Annotated in this window: 16 protein-coding genes; 10 read left to right on the top strand and 6 right to left on the bottom strand. The window is 53.2% G+C overall.

Translation table 11 applies throughout. From position 1 onward, the window contains the following. The first annotated feature begins 108 nt into the window (after window positions 1-108). On the top strand, window positions 109-1029 hold the full coding sequence (locus VE954_RS25270) for an AEC family transporter (RefSeq protein WP_324958076.1): 921 nt from the start codon (window positions 109-111) through the stop codon (window positions 1027-1029). A 145-nt stretch (window positions 1030-1174) separates the two neighbouring features. Here the strand turns inward: VE954_RS25270 and VE954_RS25265 are convergent, their stop codons facing one another. Further along, complete coding sequence (locus VE954_RS25265; protein WP_324958074.1) at window positions 1175-1570, bottom strand: response regulator; 396 nt, start codon at window positions 1568-1570, stop codon at window positions 1175-1177. Between the two features lie 131 nt (window positions 1571-1701). Between VE954_RS25265 and VE954_RS25260 the strand changes: the two genes are divergently transcribed. Continuing rightward, a complete protein-coding gene (locus VE954_RS25260; protein WP_324958072.1) occupies window positions 1702-2145 on the top strand; it encodes a hypothetical protein in 444 nt (147 codons plus the stop codon). A 143-nt stretch (window positions 2146-2288) separates the two neighbouring features. On the opposite strand, the gene VE954_RS25255 is transcribed toward VE954_RS25260, so the two are convergent. The 3 genes from VE954_RS25255 to VE954_RS25245 form a co-directional block, all read right to left on the bottom strand. Then, window positions 2289-3692: a tetratricopeptide repeat protein gene (locus tag VE954_RS25255; protein WP_324958070.1), complete on the bottom strand. Its 1404-nt coding sequence runs from the start codon at window positions 3690-3692 to the stop codon at window positions 2289-2291. A gap of 119 nt (window positions 3693-3811) precedes the next feature. Next, window positions 3812-5221, bottom strand: a complete 1410-nt coding sequence (locus VE954_RS25250; RefSeq protein WP_324958068.1) for a hypothetical protein — start codon at window positions 5219-5221, stop codon at window positions 3812-3814. Window positions 5222-5322: 101 nt separating this feature from the next. Next, a complete protein-coding gene (locus tag VE954_RS25245; RefSeq protein WP_324958066.1) occupies window positions 5323-5919 on the bottom strand; it encodes a 2OG-Fe(II) oxygenase in 597 nt (198 codons plus the stop codon). A 192-nt stretch (window positions 5920-6111) separates the two neighbouring features. Between VE954_RS25245 and VE954_RS25240 the strand changes: the two genes are divergently transcribed. The 8 genes from VE954_RS25240 (at window position 6112) to VE954_RS25205 (ending at window position 17838) form a co-directional block, all read left to right on the top strand. Next, entirely contained in the window at window positions 6112-6846 is a 735-nt protein-coding gene (locus VE954_RS25240) for a response regulator (protein ID WP_324958064.1), read from the top strand. A gap of 177 nt (window positions 6847-7023) precedes the next feature. Beyond that, entirely contained in the window at window positions 7024-7656 is a 633-nt protein-coding gene (locus VE954_RS25235; protein WP_324958062.1) for a hypothetical protein, read from the top strand. Window positions 7657-7682: 26 nt separating this feature from the next. Beyond that, the gene (gene argC / locus VE954_RS25230) at window positions 7683-8654 is read left to right on the top strand and encodes an N-acetyl-gamma-glutamyl-phosphate reductase (protein WP_324958060.1); all 972 of its coding nucleotides are present in this window, start codon (window positions 7683-7685) and stop codon (window positions 8652-8654) included. A 16-nt stretch (window positions 8655-8670) separates the two neighbouring features. Beyond that, entirely contained in the window at window positions 8671-9804 is a 1134-nt protein-coding gene (locus VE954_RS25225) for an aspartate aminotransferase family protein (protein ID WP_324958058.1), read from the top strand. Then, window positions 9801-10748, top strand: a complete 948-nt coding sequence (locus tag VE954_RS25220; protein ID WP_324958056.1) for an N-acetylornithine carbamoyltransferase — start codon at window positions 9801-9803, stop codon at window positions 10746-10748. The genes VE954_RS25225 and VE954_RS25220 overlap by 4 nt, the downstream gene beginning before the upstream one ends. A gap of 8 nt (window positions 10749-10756) precedes the next feature. Beyond that, entirely contained in the window at window positions 10757-11542 is a 786-nt protein-coding gene (gene argB, locus VE954_RS25215; protein ID WP_324958054.1) for an acetylglutamate kinase, read from the top strand. Window positions 11543-11686: 144 nt separating this feature from the next. Beyond that, the gene (locus VE954_RS25210; RefSeq protein WP_324958052.1) at window positions 11687-15979 is read left to right on the top strand and encodes a PAS domain S-box protein; all 4293 of its coding nucleotides are present in this window, start codon (window positions 11687-11689) and stop codon (window positions 15977-15979) included. A gap of 137 nt (window positions 15980-16116) precedes the next feature. Next, a complete protein-coding gene (locus tag VE954_RS25205) occupies window positions 16117-17838 on the top strand; it encodes a hypothetical protein (RefSeq protein ID WP_324958050.1) in 1722 nt (573 codons plus the stop codon). On the opposite strand, the gene VE954_RS25200 is transcribed toward VE954_RS25205, so the two are convergent. Further along, window positions 17835-19580, bottom strand: a complete 1746-nt coding sequence (locus tag VE954_RS25200; protein ID WP_324958048.1) for an ABC transporter ATP-binding protein — start codon at window positions 19578-19580, stop codon at window positions 17835-17837. The two genes, VE954_RS25205 and VE954_RS25200, sit on opposite strands and share 4 nt — an antisense overlap. Then, window positions 19577-21856 (bottom strand): DUF5060 domain-containing protein, encoded by a 2280-nt coding sequence (locus VE954_RS25195; protein WP_324958046.1) that lies wholly within the window; start codon window positions 21854-21856, stop codon window positions 19577-19579. Before VE954_RS25195 ends, VE954_RS25200 begins: the two co-directional genes overlap by 4 nt. Window positions 21857-21868 lie beyond the last annotated feature (12 nt).

The following is a 21868-nucleotide window of genomic DNA, read 5'->3' as shown; positions in this document are numbered from 1 at the left end:
GGTCACAGCGCGTGACCAAGGGCTTTTTTAAACCTGCTTGCACGAGACCTCGAATGCCCGCACAATAGGCCTTTTTTAAACCATTCCTGGCTCGACGGAAGACCCCTCATGCCCTTGCCTACCGTGATCGCCCTTTTAGCGCTTGGACTCGGCTTCGGACTGGAATCCAAAGGTATCCTGCCGGCTCGCATCAAAGCCTGGATTGCCATGGCTCTGATCAATATTTTTTATCCCAGCCTGATCCTGGCGGCGCTGCTTTTACGGCTGAACTCCGCGTCCCTGGCCTCTCTCTGGGTCTTGCCCTTTCTGATGGCGCTCACGCTGGTGTTCGGCCTGGGCGTTGGAATCAGCCTGGAACGTCGCGTTGGGTTGCAAGAAGACAGCCAGAGGCGCAGCTTTCGATTTCTCTGTTTGCTTCCCAACTATTCTTACTTGCCTTTGATGGTGGCGCAAGCCCTTTGGGGTGATGACGGCATCACACTGGTGGCCATTGCGGGAGTTGGCGCTGATCTGGTTTTGTGGACGGTGGGTGTGCCGCAAATTATGCAACAGAGACACATGGACCTGCGCCGCCTCTTTCTGAATCCGCCGCTGATCGCACTGGTCCTGGCTCTGATTCTTTTGCAGGCACCTTTCGATTCCTGGCGTGAAATGGTGCAGCCGGGCTTGCGCGTTTTGCGACACATGGGAAGTGCCACCATTCCCGTATCCATGCTGCTGTTAGGGGCTCACCTTGCGCGGCGCACGTCCCATCGGCAACCCCGTACAGCCCATGCTGTGCTGCTCGGCCTTCGGCTTGTGCTGATCCCAGCCTGCCTCAGTCTGGCCTTTGCCATCTGGCCCAACCTTTTGCCGACGTTGCCGCGACAGGTTCTCATCTTAATCGCGTCCATGCCGGGCGCGATTGTTGCCGTCGTGCTGAGTGAGGTGCATGATGCCAGCCCCGATTTTGCTGCCCGCCACATTCTGCTGGGTCATGCGCTCTGGGTGCTGACAGGACCTTTATGGCTTTGGATCAATCAGGTTTAGGGGGGAGGGAAACGTAAAGCGATCCATGCCGAGGCGTTCCGAAAAAGCATTGATGGCCTCGGTGAGAGCCAATTCTAATTTTTCATTGAATCTTCGCAGAAAATTTCGGCTATGAATTTATAGGGCAAGGAACAGCTTGGCACGACTAGGCTTGGGCCTTCTGCTGCAGCTGCTTGCGGATGCGTTCGAGCAGAACCTGCAGTTGCTCCAGCTTCACTGGTTTGCGGAGCATAACTTCAGCGCCGGCCGAGAGCGCTTCCTTTTCCGTGATATCGGTATAGCCCGTCATCAAAATAAAGACCGGATCGTGGGGTTTTTGTTTCCGCACGCGGCGGATCATTTCGACCCCGTTTTCGCCTGGCATCCTGACATCGGAGAGCACGATATCAATCTGGCCATTCATAATCTGATGATAGGCCTGGGCCGTGGTATTGGCCGTGCTCGTGATAAAACCCAGATCGTCCAGAACATAAGCCAGCGACTCACAGAGATCCTGTTCGTCATCAACGATGAGAATCGAAAATCGTTGTGGGTCAGCCATGGGTGTCTCCAGGTTCAGACTTTTGTTACATTGTACTTGACCGGGGCAAAAGCTGCCAGCGGATCGACGTCTTTCCCTTACAAAAGCCTTGTGGTCCAGTTAGAATACGGGCTGGTTAAAGGAGCGGCAAGATGATTAAGAAATTCAGTCCCCTCGTTTGCGTACTCGTCCTCTGGTCATGCGGCGCAGGATCCAACGAATCCAGCGTAATCACACCGACGGATACGATCAGCAGCACAGCCACCGTACGATTTAACACAACTACGAGTAAGGTTGAGGTGTTGGAAACCGGTCCTGATCCCAAGAGTGAAACTTTTGACGTCTGCACCTTCAGCATGGATAGTGTCACAGGCGAATTGCCTTACTCGCTGCTCAGCGCGAATACTCTCAGCTTCAACGGAGCCAATTTCAGTTTCAAACGCAGTCTGAAAAGCCCTAAAACCAAGGCAGGTGTCGCCGATCGCATTTTTTCGGTCTGGGGAAGCCAGGATATTACTGTCGAAGGCGTGACACTGTCACAGGAACTCGAAATCGAGCCTGAACTGCTCATCTTTCGCATGACCTGCACCGCCTGACATCAGCGGCCTAGGGAATGGAAAATGGAATAGAGGGTGAGGAGTAAAAAAAGCGCCAAGAAAAGTTTCTTGGCGTATTTGCGCATGTAATAGGACTGCATATGCTCCTGGTGGACCCTGGGTCCGGTTCGCGTCGCGGACTATTATGATCCGGATACCAGGCTTTGAAAATAACTATCATCAATCTCATCGTCTTCGGCACCAGCCTCGGCGGGCTTGTCGGTGCCCGTCGGATTCACGCCGAAGTCCATGGCGCCAAATTCTTCGTCTTCCTGCTCCAGCGATTCCAGTTCCTGGATCCGCTTGGTTCCGGTAAGCGCGCCACCTTTGGCTTTCTGGGCCTTCAGGATCTCGACATTGTGCGAGGCCTTGGTAAAGGCAGCATCCAGTGTGGCGGCCTGCTCGAACGCGGACAGCGCCTGGGCGGCCTTGCCCCATTTGACCAGTCCAACGCCCATATTGAAGAAAACCCGAGCCAACACCTGAGTGTCACTCGAGACATAAGTCACCGCGGATTTATAAAGGCTGAGGCCCTGCTTGAAATGCCCCTGACGAATGGCAATGATAGCGGCACTGTTGAAAATCGAGGCCAGTTCCTTCGGGGTATCGATCTGTCCCAGGAACTTCATGGCTTCATTCACATGGCCTTCCAGCATGCTGCACTGGGCCTTGCCGATCTTGGCTTCTTTAAAGTCCTTATCAAGCTTCAGCGCGTCGTTGAACTTGCCTAAAGCCTCGGTGGTTTTATCAAGACTCAGCAAAATATTGCCAAGGTCCACCAGACGATCCACGTTGTGAGGACTGATCAACCAGGCTTCATCAAGAAGTTTCTGAGCCTCTTCAAAGGATCCCATTTTCATCAGGCAACGGGCTAAAAGATGCTGGGCCCGCAGATCCCCATCACTGGAAGCATGCACCTTCTGCATCCACTCCAACGCATCGTCGTAACGTCCTAAATCAAACAGTGTGGCACCGAGTTCGACCCCGGCTCGCACATTATTGGGTTCATCTTCGCAGAGTTTGCGCAGGATGGATTCCGTTGCCTCACCGTCACCTTTTTTCCGGAGTGCGGCCACATCCCGGAAGGCCTTACGGCAGGCCGGGGTCACGGTCGCAAATTTCAGCAATTCATTGAGATTTTTGACGATCTGCGCCTGGGAAATTTCGCCGGTATGAATCTGCATCACATTAAATTCATTGGCCACGGAGATGACCCGTTCGGCCAGGTCCAACGCGATAAAATAGATAGGACGGGTATCGACTCGATAGGGGCCTTGGGCGGCGCGCAGGACCTTGGTTACGGTTTGTTCGCCGTGCTCCCAGTCCACCACCAGCATACTGTCAGGGTTCTTCTGCAGATCCTCGCAGCACTCAGCAATGGAATCGAACACGTTGATGGTCAGAATTCCGTAATTTTTCATTTCCCGCACCACAACCGAACGCACGGTGGTGCGGCTGATAAAAACGGTCGCGGCTTTTACAAACAGGTCCTTAACAGGAGCGTTCTGGTCCTTGCCGGTGAAGTCAAATGCGCGAGCCGTGGCCATAATTCATTCCTGAGCAGCAGTGTCCAAGATACTTCAACCCATAAGAGAACCGTTCGCAACATCGGCAGGCCAGGCACGATCCTTAAGGACCATGCAAACCCCGGAAAGCACTGAGTGAATCAGCAGAAGCCTTCTTCCGAGATGCCACTTAGCAGAGCGTCCGTATCGAAATCTTCCAATTCCAACACACCTTTGTTCGGACCATCCTCACTAATCAAAGATATCGGCTCATTGGGGGAATTTATCGATTCGGGTTCACGCGATGGATCATAGACCGGCGTCGCGACCGGATCTTTGGCGTCGACGCGCTCGGTATGATGAGCCATAACCCTCACACCATCGTCCGTCCAAACGGCGTTTTGTGTCAATTCCTCAATATAGGGACGGGCTTTGGCAAACTGCTGACCACCGGCTTTCGCGGAACGCATAAACCACAGCAGGGCCTTGTCGGGCACGCGGTGGCGCAAATAGCCGAGACCCATATTGAACATAACCTTGGCCCTGACGTCAGAATCGCGAATAAACTGGAGCGCGGATTCGTAATGCTCGATCCCTTCAACCAGATGGCCTGCATGGACTTTCGAGATGCCGATGGTATTCATGAGGCTGGCAAAACTCTGGGAGAAAGATCCGGTCTCCGATTTTTTCTGCAGATACTGCAAAGCATTCAGACTGAGATCGTGCCCCTTCTGGGCTTTCTCCCAATTCGCATCGATGGTCAGGACGCGTTCAAAATTTTTCCGCGCGTCTTCCAGCTGGCACTCCTGAAGATGGAGTTCCCCCATGTGGCAAATGCGTTTGAGGTTGGCCGGGCTTAGGGTATCCGCTTCAGCGAAAACATGGATGGCTTCCCGGTGCTGCCCGCTGGCGTGTAGAACCTTGCCAAGCTCATTGAGAGCCAGGACATTGCCACGGTCTTCACGCACCACATGCTGCAGGAAATCGCGGGCTTCATCCCAGCATTTTTCCCGGCTCAGATAACGGCCAAACATCAGCAGCAAGGGTGCTGGATACGGTGCCGATTGCAATAGCTTGTGCATTTTTTTCACGCGGGGCGTGCCGCCGGAAACTTTGTTGTCGAGGAGTTTACGCAAAGGTTTTTCATGCGCATGAACCCAATCCAGCTCATGCTGCAGACTCTGCACGGCTTCAATAAAAACACCCGCTGTGAATGGTTTCTCGACCAAACGGGTCAATGCAAATTCCTCAAGGAGCCGGAAGTCATTGCGATCGAGAAAACCTGAGATGACCAGGATCGGCACCGTCGAAAACCGCGGGTCGTGTCGCAAGCGATTGAAAGCCGCGACCCCTGAGTTAGGACCTTTGGCATTCCAATCGAGAATAATCAAATCGCAGGAAGCTTTGACCTGATTTTGGAAACCATCGACATCACGACAAATGTCCAACTGCCCAATACCGATGTCCTCGGCATAGCCGCGAATCTGCGCGGCAAAATGCGGATCGGCTTCAATCAGCGCAGCGCGCTGGAAACCCAGGGACAATCGTGATTTCAGGACAGAAATCTTCATAGGTGGACCTCTTGTCTAAAGGAGTCCATCGGAGAATGAAGGAGGCCAGCGCGGCCTCAGGAAGTTCGGGTGAGAGGACAAAGCCTTACAATGGAGTATTTTTACAGCTGACCGGTCAGCTCTTCGAAAATATCGCGTTCGAGGACCACGAGCTGGGGATCGATGACCCAGGTCTGCAGAACGTAACGTGTGGATTTTGGAGGGAATACCTCATGCGGATGAGTGAGCTGAGCGGGAAAGACCACCGCATGCCCCAGCCTGGGTTTGACCTTCACATCCTGGGCCGGGAAATGCAGCTCCCCGCCCTCCTCCACATCATTCAGAAAGAAGATCATGGTGGCCAGCCGCAGGCCATTGGCAGGTGGCACTGGGCTTTGATAATCATCATGCAAGGCGCAGATATCACCTGGGCGGTAGCGGGCGATGACAAAGCCATCATTCAGCCACTCCTTGGGTTCCGCTGCCCGATAGGGTTCGGGTAAACGAAAATATTCTACCAAAAGCGGGTCCGCAAGCCGGGTCACTTTCTGAACCTCGCGCAACCAATCGAATTGCTGGGAAATATTCAGATAGGATCGAGTGCTGTATTCAGGTTGGGGGTCCACCTGAACCCGCGCATCCTGTTCGAAGCGGTCGATCAACTGCTGGCAGTATTCGGGACTTAGGGCATCGGCATAGGTCTTAATATAACGTGGCATGATCTTCTCTTCAGCTGTTGCAGCCTGCGGATATCATAACGCTGTATAAAAACAACCAAATAATATAAAGCATTGAAATCATTAGGCTGCCTAAAATAAAATCTTACCGAACTTATGTATTGGCGACGATCGACCGATAGTTCCTCTGGACAAGCCCCCAAAGGGGGCTACTTGCGACCACGGAGCATGACGATGAGCACTGCGTTCCACATTGGCAATGAGCTGTCTCTGGAAGATCTGAAAGCCCCCTTGGAGCAGTTTGCTCAAAAATACAGCCTGTCGAAACGCGAGCAGGACGTGCTGAACCTTCTCGTCCAGCAGGTGGTCAGCGCCGAGGACATCTCCTATAAACTCGGCATCAGTCGCAATACCGTGCGCATTCACTTGAAAAATATCAACACCAAGGTCGGCACCAACAGCAAGTCCGAGCTTCTGGGTCGCTTCATTGAGTTTGTGATTCAAAACAAGAAATCAGAAGACACGATCACCATGCAGCATCTGACGATTTTGATCGCCGATGATGATCAAAGCTATGTCGATTTGGTGAGAAAAGCCTCCGAGAGCGTGATCGGTGCCAATGTTACCTTTCAGCACGCGGTCGATGGTCAGAATATGATGGAATATCTGAACCGCGTGAAGCGGAATGATGCCAGCACACCCCGCCCCCACCTCATCCTTTTGGATCTGAATATGCCGAAGATCAATGGCTTTCAGGCCCTGGAAAAGATCAAAACCGATCCCATGCTCAGCGAAATTCCCGTGGTCGTCTTTTCGTCGTCCTCCACCCAATCGGATATTTCCAGCATTTATGCACTCGGTGGGAATTCCTATGTGACCAAACCAGGTGGCTATCAGGAACTGAAGAAGGTTATCCACGGCATCGTTTTCTACTGGGGCCAAATCGGAGCCTTACCAGCAAACAAGTAAATCCAGGCTTTTCACCGCTTTCAAGCTTCCTTCCCGTACCCTTTATCCTCTTTTTACCCCCGATGCGTTAAAATCGGTTGTATTGGCTGCATAGATTTGCAATTATACGTCTAATATGTATTAATATGCAAATTATGTGCATATTATGTCTGACCATGAAGGACGGGGCCCAAAGGGATGTATGAATTCGTCGTGAAGGTTGCGACTCAAGAGGAAGCTCATTTCGCGGAAGAAATCAGTCGGGAAATGGAAGCCAGCGCACGCGCGCGGGGCACCGGCATTGCCAAAAGAACGCCCGAATATTTGCGCGAAAAAATGCTGTCAGGCAAAGCGTTCATCGCTTTGGAAATGACACAACATAAAGTGGCTGGTTTTTGTTACATGGAAAGCTGGAGCAACGGCGCGCATATCGCCAACTCCGGACTTTTGATATTTCCTGAATATCGCCGTTATGGTTTGGCTCGGCAGCTGAAGGCTTTTTCGTTCGAGGAATCGAAGCGTCGTTTTCCGGAAGCGAAATTTTTCGGACTGACCACCAGTCTGGCTGTAATGAATATCAACAGCGAGCTCGGCTATCGACCCGTGACTTATAGTGAACTGACGCAGGATGAGGAATTCTGGGCCAGCTGCCAGAGCTGTGTGAACTATCCAACTCTGACGAGCAAGGACAAGAAAAACTGTCTCTGCACGGCCATGCTTTATGACCCCGAATGGGAAAAGAAGCGTTTGCAGAAGCCCAAGCCAGCCGTGTCGGTGATTCTCGAAACGGACAAACGGCTCACGAGTGGCAATCTCGCGCTCGATTTGTAAGTTTCGTTTTCCTGGGAGATACGACTATGCTACGCGCTGCGATCATCGGAGCTGCTGGATATACCGGCGGCGAACTTCTCCGGCTTCTCCTGAACCATCCAGCCTTGGGATCGGTGGAAGCTGTGAGCGCGAGTCATGCCGGGCAAAGCCTCTGCGAGGCCCACCCGGATCTGCTGGCGTTTTCGAAGCAGAATTTTGTGTCGGGATTATCGGCAGGACCACTTGATGTGGTCTTTCTCTGCGGCGGTCATGGCGAATCGCGACGCCTGATGGATCAGCATCAGCTTTATCATAAGGATACATTGATCATCGACCTCAGTCAGGATTTTCGCCTGGCGGATGGTGAGCATGATTTTTTCTATGGTCTGCCGGAAGCTTTCGGTTCGGCGTTGGCTGGAAAAAAACGGATTGCCAATCCGGGTTGTTTCGCGACGGCCATTCAGCTGGCGCTGCTGCCGCTCGCAGCTCAGGGGTGGCTGACGGATGAACTGCATATAACCGGGATCACGGGATCCACGGGTGCGGGACAAAAGCTGCAGGACACGCTGCATTTTTCCTGGCGCCACGATAATCTGTCAGTTTATAAGCCCTTTGCTCATCAGCATTTACCCGAGATTCAGGCGACCCTGCGGACGTTGCAGCCGGATTATGAAAAGACGCCGCTGTTCGTTCCCATGCGCGGACCTTTTACACGCGGCATCCTCGTGTCGGTGCATACGCTGTGCAAAGCGTCGGCCGATGCTCTCGTGCAGGCCTATGATGCTTATTATGAAAAGGCTCCTTTCGTGCACCGCACGCCCGAGGAAGCCGATTTGAAACGTGTGGTGAATACCAACAACGCGCTGCTGTCGGTGGAAAAGTATGGAAGCCACGCCCATATCGTCTGCTGCCTCGACAATCTCTTGAAAGGGGCCAGTGGCCAGGCGGTGCATAATATGAATCTGGCTCTCGGCTTGCCGGAAACGATGGGCCTGGGATTGAAGCCTTCGGCTTTTTAGATGGAAAGGACTGACAATGCGCCCTTTAGCTGTTTACGCCAAATTCGATTTGGCTTTGACCCGTGCCTCGGGTTGTTATCTCTATGATGACAAGGGTCGAACCATTCTGGATTTCTATAGTGGCCACGGGGTGATCTCCATTGGTCACAGCCATCCGCATTTTGTCACTCGAATGAAAGCGCAGATGGATCGACTGCTTTATTATTCGAATGCAGTGGATTTTGAAGAGCAGTATGAACTTTGCCGGGTGCTGGGTGATGTGAGCGGCTGTTCGGATTACGACCTTTTTATGGCCAATTCCGGTGCGGAAGCTGTGGAAAATGCGTTGAAAGTAGCGTCCTATATCACCGGTCGCAAAAAAATGGTGGTGATGCTGAACGGCTTTCATGGTCGCACATCCCTGGCCGCACAATGCACCGAAGCTTCGAAAATATGCGCTCCGATCAACAGTGGCCTCAATGTTGTGATGATTCCCCTGGGCGACACAGCCGCCGCTGAAGCCGCGATCGATGACCAGACGGCCGCCGTGATGATCGAAGGCATTCAGGGAGTCGGCGGCATTCATGAAGCACCGAGCCTTTTCTGGCAGTCTTTGCGTGAACTCACGCACCAGCATGGGGCGTTGCTCATCGCTGATGAGATTCAATCCGGTTATGGCCGTAGTGGGAAATTTTTCACCTTTCAGCATCACGGCGTAAGTCCTGATGTGATTTGTACGGCCAAGGGCATGGGCAACGGTTATCCCGTGTCCGCGACCTGGGTGAAACAGGGTTTGCCGATGGCCCAGGGTTCCCTGGGCACCACGTTCGGCGGTAATCCCCTGGCCTGTGCCGCCGCTACGGCAGTTGCTGAAGTGATCCGGGATGAAAACCTGATCGAACATGCGGCAGTGATGGGCGAGTTTTTGCAAAAGGGTCTGGCTTCCCTGCCGGGTCTTTCCAATATTCGTGGACGCGGTTTGATGATCGGCTTTGATTTGGATCATGACAGCTATGCGCTGCGCTCCAAACTTTTGCATCAGCATCAGATCATCACCGGCAGTTCGCGATTGAAGGAAACGGTACGGATCCTGCCGCCACTGGCCGTTTCCCGGTCCCAATGTGAACATTTTCTCGAACAGCTCGCTTTGGCTTTGAGGTCGCCCCAATGAATCAATTTTTGAGTGCCGATGACGTCAGCGATTTTCCTGCCTTGATGGAAGATGCGCTTTTTTTGAAACAGCATCCGTTTGCCTTTTCTGATCTGGGCAAACATCGCACCTTGGGACTGGTGTTTTTCAATCCCAGTCTGCGAACCCGACTCAGTTCGCAGAAAGCAGCCCATCATCTGGGCCTGCATGTTCTGAGCATCAACGTCAACCAGGAAGGCTGGACGATCGAGACGCAGGATGGTGTGGTCATGGACGGTGTTGCTGGCGAGCACCTGAAAGAAGCCGCAGGCGTCCTGGCCCAATACTGCGATATCATCGGCATTCGCTGCTTTCCCGGTTTGAAGGATCGGGACGCGGATTATCGCGAGGAAGTCCTGACCCAATTCGCGCGCTATAGCCAGCGGCCTATTATCAGTCTGGAATCCGCCACCGGTCACCCGCTCCAGGGTTTTGCCGATGTCATGACCATCATCGAACGCCAGCGGCGACCCAAACCCAAGGTGGTTTTAACCTGGGCGGCCCATATTAAGCCGTTGCCGCAGGCGGTGCCGAATTCCTTTGCACAATGGACGTTGCGTGCGGGTTTTGACCTGACGATCGTGCATCCGAAAGGTTACGAACTGGACGAGCGTTTCACCCGCGGGGCCACCATCATGCATGATCAGGATGAAGCCCTGGCCGGAGCGGATTTTGTTTATGCCAAGAGCTGGTCGTCGTATCAGGAATACGGTCAGATCCTTTCGCATGATCGCAGCTGGATGATCACCGATGAGAAGATGGCTCGGACCAATCAGGGCTACTTCATGCACTGTCTGCCTGTCCGGCGTAATCTGAAGGTTTCCGATAGCGTTCTGGATAGCCCCAGGTCGCTCGTGCTGCAGCAGGCCCATAATCGGATCTTTGCCGCTCAAGCTGTCATGAAACGCATGCTGGAATCCATGTGAGGGCGGGGATGGAAAAACTTTTTATCTTTAAAATCGGCGGCAAGATGCTCGATCATGCCGAAGAGCTGGAAGCCTTTTTAAAGGGTTTTTCCAGTATCCAGGGTCGGAAGATCCTGGTGCATGGCGGCGGAATTTTCGCCGATGATCTGGCCAAAAAACTCGATATTCCCATCACGATGCATGAAGGTCGACGGATCACCAGCGCCCCTATGCGCGATCTCGTGACCATGGTTTATGGTGGCCTTCTCAATAAGCAGGTGGTCGCACGCCTGCAGGCGTTGGGTTGCGATGCCATCGGTTTGTCCGGTGCGGATGGCGCCGTGCTCAAAGCCAAACGCCGAAAACCCGAGCCGATCGATTATGGTCTGGTTGGCGATATTTTCGAAGTGCGGCGCGATCTTTTGGAAACCTTCATCAACCATGGCATGACACCGGTGCTGGCGCCTTTGAGCTGGGAGGCCAGCGGCGAGATTCTGAACAGCAATGCCGATGGCGTGGCCTGCAAAATCACCGAAGCGTTTTCCGGACTTTACGAGACCTATCTCTTTTATTGTTTTGATAAGCCCGGGGTCCTGCTTGATGTCGAGAACCCGGCCTCACTGCTGGCGCAACTGGATCGACCTGCTTATGAAAGTCTGAAGAAGCAGCAGCTCGTCAAAGACGGGATGTTGCCGAAGCTCGACAGCTGCTTCCGAGCCCGTACTCTGGGCGCGCATAAGGTCCTGCTTTCGACCCCCACGAATAGCCTGAAGTTTGCTGCCGGTGCTGACTACGTCGGAACACTCATCCACTGATCGAAACACCGCGGATTCTACCGCCACTTCATCCGAACCATGACAGAAGACCTGCCATGGTTTTTTCGCGTGCCATTTTATAATTGTGAAAGGCGGCCCAAATCTTGTATGCCTTACAGAATATCTCCTAGCCAAGAGGCATTCATGCTGCACCCCAAAGCCGAGCACATTCAAGACGAAATCATGCAACGCCTCGGCTTTTTACCGCCGTTCTTCGAACCAGCCTATAACGCCCCCGTGGTCTTGCGGAATCTATGGCAGCAAACGCTGGACGCCTATCTGGACAATCCCCTACCGGATTTATTTAAAGAAAAGTTGGCCGTTGTCTTGAGTCGGTACTGCACGGTTCCTTACTGCATGCTGTGTCACAGCTCGACCTTGCGCCCTCTGGGCATGAGCGCCACGGCTATCCTGGAACTCCTGGAAATGCCCGCTCTCGGCTTTATCGAGTTGTCAGAAAAGACAGCGTGGCTCGCCCAACAAACTTTGGCTGAAGACGAGTGGCCCGAACCCGAATCTGAACTCGAAGAATGTATCCTCGCCTGCTGTGTTGCCGTGTTTCTTCATCAGGACAGCGAGCATTGCATGCGGCAGCTCCGGACTTTATTGGGACCTGATCGCTATCCATATTTGGTTCTATTCCTGGGTTATATTCGCACCTGTCTGAACTGGGCCGAAGCTCATCCGGAACTTTCTTTTGAAGCGGACCAGCGCGTTCAAAAGCATCTGGGCCCCCTGATACAAGACGAGCCGGCCTTGCGTGACTTTTTCGCCAACTACCAGAGCCGGATCACGATGCAGGCTGACCGCCGCACCCAGTGGTTGACCCAGCAGTATCATACCTTGCTTGAGACAGAGCACAAGGTCCGGGCTGAGTCGGACGAACAGGCCAGCCGGATGAAAAGTCTTCTTGATTCCACGTTTGAAGGCATTTGGGGTTTGGACCTGGAAGGCCGGATTACGTTTGTCAATGCTGCCGCTGTCAAAGCTTTGGGATATCAGTCTGCAGACGAGCTGATTGGCAAGAATGCGCACGATCTGGTGCACAGTAAATATCCCGACGGCACATCCTATCCCAAAGAGGATTGCCCGGTTCTGAAAGCCTTGAAGAATGGAACGTCGGTTCACTTGGAGAATGAAGTCCTCTGGCGGGAGGATGGAACAAGCTTTTTCACGCTTTACCGTTCGAACCCGATCAAGCAGGACGGACACATAGTCGGCGCGGTGAGCACATTTGTCGATAACACCGAACGTCGGAACATCCTGGAGCAACTCACCAACAGTCAGGAGTGGCTTTCTGCGACTCTGAAAAGTATCGGTGATGCCGTCATTGCCACATCGGCTGATGATGAGCCGAAAATCGTTTTCATGAATGATGTCGCCGAAAAATTGACCGGTTGGACCTTGGAGGAAGTCAAAGGTCGTCCGGTCGCGCAAGCCTTCGTCATCATGGATTCCCGCACCCGCGAGCAAGCAACCAGCCCCATGGGACGCGCGTTAGCAGAAGGCATCAAATTTGAATTGCCTGATCCCATGACTTTGCTTTCCAGAACTGGCGAAGAGTTCATGATTGAACATAGCGTGGCGCCCATCCGGAATAGTAACGGTGACGTCTCCGGCGTTGCTCTGGTTTTTCGTGATGTGACGGCCAAAGCGCAAGCCGAAGCCCGCGAGATTCGACTGCATCAGGACGTTCGTCATGCCCAGGAGATGCTGGCCGGCTTCTTTGCCCAGTCCCCTGTGCCCATGGTCATATTCCTGGGACCGGAACACGAATTTTCGTTGGCGAATCCGCCCTATGTGGAATTTATAGGTCGGAATCCACTGGGTCGCAAAATTCGCGACGTGTTTTCCGAGGACGAAGGCGGTGAATATTTCGCGCTCCTTGATGACGTTTATAGAACCGGAATTCCGTACATTGGCAGTGAGCTCCCCTATAGACGGCCGGATAAAAACGGTGTCCTGCACGACACGTTCATTCAAATCCTATACCAGCCCTTTCGCGAGCCGGATGGTACTGTCAAAGGGATCCTGGCCCTGGTCATCGACCAAACCGAGCAGGTGATAGCCAGGAAGAGAATTGAAGACAGTGAAGGCAAACTCAAGACTCTGGCAGAGGAACTCCTGACGACTCAGAGCAATCTGCAATCGGCTTTGGAAAGTTGCAGAATGGGCAGCTGGTATGTTGATCTCTCGCAAAATTACGTCAGCTATTCTACGGCTGCCCAGACGATCCTGGGTATCGAGAGCCTGGTGACGGATCCGAATGAATTTGTCGCTCGCTATGTCCACCCGGATGATAGGGACGCCGGGCACGAGGCTCTTCGCAAGACCATCGCGGAACGTTGCCCCTATCATTATGAATTTCGCCTGTATCAGCCATCGGGCGCTATGCTCTGGATCATCTCCCGAGGCAAGTTACTGGTGGGCGCCGATGGTCAGCCTTACGCCCTGACGGGTATCATCATCGACATCACCGAGGCCCGGCTGACCGAAGCCAAACTCCGCGAATCTGAGCTCCGCTATCGGACGTTATTTGATTCCGTGGATCAAGGCGTATGCCTCTTTGAAATGATCTTCGACGATGACAAAAGACCCATCGATTATCGTTTTCTTGAAATCAACCCGACCTTTGAGGCACAAACCGGCCTTGCCCATGCCCAAGGTAAAAGGGCACGCGAGCTCGTCCCGGACCTCGACAACTTCTGGTTCGAGACCTATGGGCGCGTGGCCCTCACCGGGGAATCGATTCGCTTTGAGCAGCCTGCGCCTGCCATGGGCCGAATCTTTGACGTTTACGCGGTACGCGTCGGTGACGCCGAAGAGCACCGCGTGGCGCTGCTTTTTAGTGATATTACAGAACGCAAAAAGCAGGAAAAGAACCTGAAGGATAGTGAAGCTCGATTTCGCACGATAACCGAGGTCATGCCACAGATCGTCTGGTCGGCTCTGCCCGATGGCACCATCAACTATCTCAATCAAAAATGGTCCGAATTCAGTGGCTTCCCTTTACATGTGAGTCTGGAAGGCGGTTGGATCCACTCCCTTCACCCGGACGATCATGCCAAGGCCTCCCAGATTTGGCTGCAAAGCCTCACCAGTGGGGATATGTACGAGACCGAATTCAGGATGAAGCACCATTCAGGACAGTACCGTTGGGGTCTGATGCGAGCTGTGCCGATTATCGCTGATGATGGCACCATTGCGGAATGGATGGGCACATGGACGGATATCCATGATCAGAAGGTTGCGGCCGAAGAACTGGCCCAGGCCAAGCACAACGCTGAAGTTGCAAACGCAGCCAAGACCTCATTTCTAGCCAACATGAGCCACGAAATCCGCACCCCTTTGGGAGCCATTATTGGCTTTAGTGAACTTCTGCGTGATCCTGATTTGGAGTTTGATGAACGCGAGGAATATCTGGAAATAGTCATACGCAATGGCCAGGGCCTGACGCGCATTATCGATGACATCCTGGATCTGGCCAAGGTGGAAGCTGGCAAGCTCGACATCGAGGCCTTGGAATTTTCAGTACCTGATCTCTTGAACCAGATCCTGGATCTTTTCAAGGACAAGGCCCGAGCGAAAAACATCTATCTGCTTTTGAATATCGAGGACCTGGTCCCTAAAACCCTGGTATCCGATGCCACACGGGTTCGCCAAATCCTCATCAATCTGGTTGGCAATGCTATCAAATTTACCAATCAGGGCGGCATCCGTATCACTGTCCAATCCCGGCTCGTCGAATCAGGTCGAGTGAGGCTCGACATTGCGGTGAAGGATACGGGAATTGGTTTATCGACCGTACAGCAGGCCAAACTTTTTGAACCCTTTGTTCAAGCCGATAGCACCACCACGCGTAAGTTCGGGGGAACGGGCCTGGGACTGTCCCTCTCCAAGCGATTGGCGAAAGCCCTGGGTGGAGATATAACCATCCCCGAAGGATGCGAAGGTCGAGGCTGCACGTTTATGCTGAGTTTCGTGGGTGTTGTGCCAGCGGTTCAAGGGCAGGCCTTCAGGGTTGATCGGCCCATGCCAACGTCTGCTCCAGGACGCGTTCCGAACGATTATCGGCTTTCAGGCATTCAGGTTCTTGTCGCCGAAGATTCCATCGATAATCAGGTTTTGACCAGACAATTTCTATCCAGACATGGAGCCATAGTCGAGGTCGCCAGTGATGGGGAAGAAGCGATACGGAAAGCCCTCACCAATCAATTCGATGTCGTCCTCATGGATATCCAGATGCCCCACGTGGACGGCCTTGAGGCCACCCGAGCCTTGCGGTCCAATGGCTATAAAAAGCCTATTATTGCACTGACGGCCCACGCCATGGCGGAAGAACGAGGGCGCACGCAAGCTGCCGGTTGCGATGGGCATTTGACCAAGCCTTTAAGTCAGACGGAGCTGCTTAAAACGATTGAAATGTACCTGCGTTAAAGCCTCATCACTGTCTTCTAATATAACAGCGGTAGTCCATCCTACGAAAGCGTTATGGACCATAGGTTTTCCGCTGGAAATCCCCACCCAACGCGAGTAAATCAAAGGCTTGATGATTGAACAGGATGGGGAAGATTATGTTGAAACTGCATCTTCAGAATATTGCACTGCTTCTGTCCCTCGGGGGCATCACGGGCACTGGGCACGCGCTGGACTATTGTCGCGCGGTCGCGCCGAATCAGGAAGGTTATGGACCGTTACTGACAAAAGAAGGTCAACCGGTCCGCCTGCAGTCAGAACATGGAACCCGGTATTGCGTGGCCACCCGCTCGTGTTCGGAAGCGCTCAACGGCGAGGGTTATGGTCTTCCCTTTTGGTCGTCGAACAAACTCTTTCGTAAGATCGATGAGGATTGGGCCAATACCGATTTGAGCAACTGGTGTCTCGTGCATTCGAATCTGGATCAGCCGCAGCTTGAGCTCTTTGAGCATCGGGGCCAGAAGATCTTCCTGACCGGTGTCAACCTTGGGAACGTTCAGTTTTTACCGTTCCGCAATGCCCCTTACGCGCATACCGAAGCTGAACTCAAAGAACTCCTGCGCCAGGCGTTTGCGGATCTGAAGGCCACGGGCGCCAACTCCTTTCGCTTCTGGCTCCATATCGATGGCAGCCGCAGTCCGCAGTTTCAAAATGGTCAGGTCAGTGGTTTACCGGCCGGACTGATCCAGGATTTGCAGTGGCTGATTCAAACCGCCTACCGCGATTACGGGCTGCTGGCCAATATCACGCTCTGGTCCCACGATGTGCTCGCTGTCAGGCGCGAACACTCCGTGGCATCACGCGATCAGGTGGTCCGCATGATGACCGATGAAACATCCATGCAGGCCTATCTTCAAAACGCGCTGACGCCGATTTTGACCGCCATGCAGCAAACCATTCCCGGTTCGACTCAGACCTATAATGATGGCGTCATGTCCTGGGAGGTCTTCAACGAACCCGAGGGTGTTGCCAAATCCTGGCGCCTCTACTGGAACTATCAGTATGCGATGCAGTATGGCGATTATCATTGGAGGCGCGTGAGCCTCGCCTATTTAAACGATCGACGCCGCACAGAATTTGCGATCGATGATGGTTCCGACAGCTATACACCCGTGCACTACCACGGCTGGCACTTTGTGGGAACTGAAAATCCTGGCTTCAACCTCTATATGTATAAGGATGTCACCGATGATTATCCCTCGGAATGGGATTACCTGAAGAAAGCCATTGTTGACGACAAGACGTTGACCACCGTGGACATTCCGCAGGATAAGGTGCTGCGTTTTATCAACCGCGTGGCTGGGGCCATTCATCGAATCGTGCCCAATGCCAAGGTATCAACCGGAACTCACAGCATGCCCTACAACACGGATGTGGCCATGCCGGGTCTGGACTATGCCGGGGCGCCTTTCAACTATTACACGGATGAGCGGCTGGTGGCGGCTGGTGGCGATCCCCTTGGTACCCTGGATTTCTATCAGGTCCATGGTTATCCGGAATGGTCCGATGCGGTCAAGGACGGCGTTCTCAATATGTTCAAATATCCGAAAAGACATTGGAATCTCGACAAACCCCTGGTGGTGGGCGAGCATTGGAACATTATCGGAGCTGGCAACGAGATGCTGCAGCCCTTTCATTATGAGCAGCTGCATGACACCGGTTATGCTGGTGTGTGGGGTTGGGCTTACTTCCATGTTCGTGAACAAATAGTCGGGGGACAGGTGCAGCGGCACATCGATAAGCACGAGAATCAGGACGACTTCCGCAATGTTCAGAAGAGTCTTCCGGAGCGTCTGAAGTACCCCGTTTCGGGGCGTTAACACACGGCCGCGACTTTCTCATTGCCCCCTGCAAACTGCATATAAAAGGGCGAGCTGCGCAGCAGCTCCTCGTGGGTCCCACGCCCCACGACTCGCCCTTCATCCATGATCAGAATCTGATCGCAGCCGACTATGGTCGGGCTGCGATGCGAGACGATAAAGGTCGTGCGACCGACCATGAGACGCTTGAGAGTTTTCTGCAGCCGGTCCTCGAGCGTGACATCCATCGCTGAAGTCGCTTCATCCAGAATCAGAATACGCGGATTTCGAATCAAGGCACGCGCCAGAGCCAGCCTTTGTTTCTGGCCGCCGCTCAAACGAATGCCATCCTCGCCCAGCGTGGCATGAATGCCATTGGGGAGAGACGACACAAAAGACCAGGCCTCTGCCTGCTGCAAAGCCTCCATCACTTCGGCCTCTGTCGCCCCTGGTTTTCCATAGGCGACATTGTCATAAATGCTGCCTGTCGCCAGAGCAATTTCCTGCGTCACAACTCCGATATGCTGGCGGAAGTCACGAAGATTGAGGGAGCTTAAATTGAGACCATCGAGAAGGATCTGACCGCGCTGCGGCTTCAAAAAGCCCAAAACCATGGCCAAAAGCGTGCTTTTCCCGCAGCCGCTGGGGCCTACTACAGCAAGGGCCTGCCCAGGTTTGATGGAAAAATTCATGTCATGCACGGCATCGGCGATACTTTCTGGATAACGGTACGAAACCTGGCGAAATTCGATATGACCCTGGGTGGTTGGGACGGGCACACCGTGATCCTCCTCGGCCACGGGCAGGCTCAAAAGTTCATCCAGGGACCGAGACGATTCCCGCATCTGGGACAGCAGAGGCAGTGTTCCTATCAACCCCATGAACGACCCACTGATGGAGGCAAAGAACGAGTTGAACATCACAATATCGCCGACGCTGATACGGCCGCTCACGCACATCCAGATGGACAGGAGCAGAAACAGGACCTGAATCAATGTAAAGCTTACAAAGCTCGCCGCTCCCATGCGTTCCGCCGCGAAATCAAATTTCTGACCCACTCGATAGACGTCGTTGATCCTGGGTTTCAGCTGAGCCATGGCATAGGCTTCCAGCCCATGGGCCTTGGTGACCGTATTCATGGTCAGCTGATTGTGGAGACTGCTCGACATCGTTTCAAACGTCAGGCGATAGTCTGAAGAAATGGCCTGCATATTCTTTAAGAAATACATGCGTAAGAACACGGCCATCGGAATGGAGGCCACGAATACCCACAAAGCTTCCGGCGCCCGCCACAGAATGGAGGCCAGAATAATCAAAAGCGTCATGCTCGTAGAGAGGATCTGATTCAAAAACACCTTGGGAAACTGCTCAATCATTTCCACATCGCGAATGGCCTTCGCATAAAGCTTGCCCTCTCGAAAACGCGACTGCTGCAGAAAACCCAGATCATGAATGCGCTGACACACCTGCAGGCGCAGATCCAGGCTCACGCCTCGCGACAACCGACTCTGCAGCTGCACCGATTTCAGCGCTGTGGGGTAATTCAAAAGCACCAGTCCCAGCTGGAGTCCAACCAGGGCCATGGCCCAGGTCCACCTCTCCGGGTCATCGGAACTGGCAATATCAATCAGTCTGGCCATGATTATCGGAGATATCCACACGCAGGCGGATTTCAAAATAAAAAATACCGTCATGCCCATAAAATTGCGCGCGTGGGGACGATAAATCCGCCAGTACCACGCTTCGGGAGACTTGCCTGTCATCGCGTTTCCGCCAGACTGGAGGGATCCTTTTTGCGGATCACTTTAAAGGCAATGTCGCTTTTGAATTCAGGCAACGTCAAATACAGGCGGCCATCGCGCGAACGCAATTCGGTACGATTGATCACGGCACCCTTGATCGTATCCCAGTACTCCACCGCAAAAAACCCATCCTTGGGCACCTGCACCTTGAATTGAAGACTGCGCCACTCCTTAAGGGATCCCGCATCCTGGGCCTGGAAAGCCCGACTGTCGGCGATCCAGCCGAGCATCAGATCCGTGCTTTGCAGGCCTTGAAAAATCAGTTTTTCATCGAGGCCGAGGCGCCGCTGCACCATCCACTCCTCGCGCACGGTCTGCCAATCCTTGTTCCGTCGATCGATACCCTCCAGATATTGGGCGAGGGCTTTCCAATGATAATAGAGATCATTGGGTGCGATGTGCGTATTCCACCACCAGGGCATGGCATTGCCGCCTGTGGGCTGCATGGCTTGCGACCAAAGGCCTGCGTGCACAAAGACCCCTTTCTTATCCGCATCATCCACGCCATCAGCCGAATTACCGCCGAATTCAGCGAAAAAGAACGGTTTATTGAACTGGCGGAAGCGTTCCACAACAGTCTGCATGGTCTTCACAACCCGCTTTTGATAGGCGTGATACTGCGTGTAATCTATCGTCGGCAGCTCATACGTTTTCTTATTGTAATAGTCATAGTACGAGGTCGTGATCATATGCCGATGCGGATCCAGATCCTTCAGCCAGGCGCTCATATCTTTAAGCCAGGCGGTTTCCTTTTCTGGAGCAAAATTATCACTGAAATTGATTTCATTGAAAAATTCCCAGGCCATGATCTGCGGACTATACCCCCATCGGGCCACTATGTATCGCAGACGGCGTTTATAAAGTTCGCGGGCCTGGGGGTCGGTCCAAAAATCATCAGCCTTGGCCAGGAGCCCGCCATTGGCTTTGTTATAGGGATTGTTGGTCCATTCGGCATTGACCTTGCTGCTCAAAGCTCCATGGAAATCAAAGACCAGCTGCATGAAGATGCCGTGTTGGGCCGCGAGATCCATGAGACGGTCAAGACGCTCGGCGTTTACCAGATTGTAATTGCCAAGGCCTCGGAAAAAGCCCATCTCCTTCCATTCCAGTCCAAAGCTCCAGTTGGACATCCAGACCCGGGTCCAGTTCTGACCTGAGTTGCCCATGGCGGCAAAGATTTTTTTATAATTGTCGTCGGAATCCCAGCCCACGTTCTGGCCCATGGGATAATAAAAGCTGCCATCACCAAAACTGAAGTAATGAGGATCCTTGGCATCCACCTGTAAAAAGCCTCGAAAAGGTGCTTTTTCCACGGTGAAGCTTTGCGCCACAGATTGGGTCGAGCCACGTGGGTTTTTGACGAAAACCTGGAAGGACCAGACGCCAGGTTCATCCGGTGTGATGCGAAGCTTCCAAAGGGCATCTGTCACAGCCGCCTTCAGCGTCACCTCGCCCTTGGCTAAAAAACCAGGCATGCGCAGCTGCCGGCCACTGGGCGCTGTGAACACTCCATCCACCGCAATCTCATCAGGATCAAAGGGGTTGTGATAGAAGCCCTCAAAGTTGAAGGTGACTTCATACCTTTGGCCGACTTTACCGGTTGCGGATGATTCCAGTATTTTGAAACCGCTGGGAGCCTTCAAAATCGGGGCCTTTTGCCGCAAACGTGTCAGACTGTTGCCCCATTCCTTGACCCGCAGGTTATCCACCGCGAACAGGCCTTCGCGGGTATCTCCGCTGTAGAAGATAAAAAAAATGTTGCCAACCGCGGCCCCTTTTTTCAAACCAGTTTTATATTCCCAGTTGGAAGTGGCCGATTTAAATTTCTGACTTAATAGGTCGAGTCGAACATCACGATTCCATCCCGCTTGAAGTTTAATCTTGGGGCCCTCGTAATACTCATCAGCTTCGATCGCGAGCGCGAATTCAATGGGTTTACCAAGGCCGTTAAAAATATCGACTTCGATCGTCTGCAGATTTTCGGGCCGTCCACTAAAGCCACGCCTCAGGAAAAGTCCCTTGTTATCCGGCTTTTTATTGGCGGGATCGAGCCGCACCTCCAGCGCCTTCTGCCCTTGCGTGGCATGCCCCGGGCTCAGGCTAAGTTTGGCGCCATCGCCCCACTCTTTCACCTCCCACAGCATGCTCTCTTCAAAATCATCGGCCAGGTCCGCAGCCTGGAGGCGGAGGACGAGTCCCAGCCATCCCACCATCAGAATCAGAAAGTAAAGGCGCATGGCATTCTCCTT

This window comes from Oligoflexus sp., assembly GCF_035638955.1.
Classification (GTDB): Bacteria; Bdellovibrionota_B; Oligoflexia; order Oligoflexales; family Oligoflexaceae; genus Oligoflexus.
This window is presented reverse-complemented; position numbering and strand designations above follow the sequence as displayed.

Coding starts and splice junctions, on each gene's coding strand:
- VE954_RS25220 (WP_324958056.1), top strand. CDS start 9,801: ATGAATCAATTTTTGAGTGCCGATGACGTCAGCGATTTTCCTGCCTTG.
- VE954_RS25260 (WP_324958072.1), top strand. CDS start 1,702: ATGATTAAGAAATTCAGTCCCCTCGTTTGCGTACTCGTCCTCTGGTCA.
- VE954_RS25205 (WP_324958050.1), top strand. CDS start 16,117: ATGTTGAAACTGCATCTTCAGAATATTGCACTGCTTCTGTCCCTCGGG.
- VE954_RS25235 (WP_324958062.1), top strand. CDS start 7,024: ATGTATGAATTCGTCGTGAAGGTTGCGACTCAAGAGGAAGCTCATTTC.
- VE954_RS25245 (WP_324958066.1), bottom strand. CDS start 5,919: ATGCCACGTTATATTAAGACCTATGCCGATGCCCTAAGTCCCGAATAC.
- VE954_RS25210 (WP_324958052.1), top strand. CDS start 11,687: ATGCTGCACCCCAAAGCCGAGCACATTCAAGACGAAATCATGCAACGC.
- VE954_RS25200 (WP_324958048.1), bottom strand. CDS start 19,580: ATGACAGGCAAGTCTCCCGAAGCGTGGTACTGGCGGATTTATCGTCCC.
- VE954_RS25265 (WP_324958074.1), bottom strand. CDS start 1,570: ATGGCTGACCCACAACGATTTTCGATTCTCATCGTTGATGACGAACAG.
- VE954_RS25225 (WP_324958058.1), top strand. CDS start 8,671: ATGCGCCCTTTAGCTGTTTACGCCAAATTCGATTTGGCTTTGACCCGT.
- argB (WP_324958054.1), top strand. CDS start 10,757: ATGGAAAAACTTTTTATCTTTAAAATCGGCGGCAAGATGCTCGATCAT.
- argC (WP_324958060.1), top strand. CDS start 7,683: ATGCTACGCGCTGCGATCATCGGAGCTGCTGGATATACCGGCGGCGAA.
- VE954_RS25270 (WP_324958076.1), top strand. CDS start 109: ATGCCCTTGCCTACCGTGATCGCCCTTTTAGCGCTTGGACTCGGCTTC.
- VE954_RS25255 (WP_324958070.1), bottom strand. CDS start 3,692: ATGGCCACGGCTCGCGCATTTGACTTCACCGGCAAGGACCAGAACGCT.
- VE954_RS25250 (WP_324958068.1), bottom strand. CDS start 5,221: ATGAAGATTTCTGTCCTGAAATCACGATTGTCCCTGGGTTTCCAGCGC.
- VE954_RS25240 (WP_324958064.1), top strand. CDS start 6,112: ATGAGCACTGCGTTCCACATTGGCAATGAGCTGTCTCTGGAAGATCTG.
- VE954_RS25195 (WP_324958046.1), bottom strand. CDS start 21,856: ATGCGCCTTTACTTTCTGATTCTGATGGTGGGATGGCTGGGACTCGTC.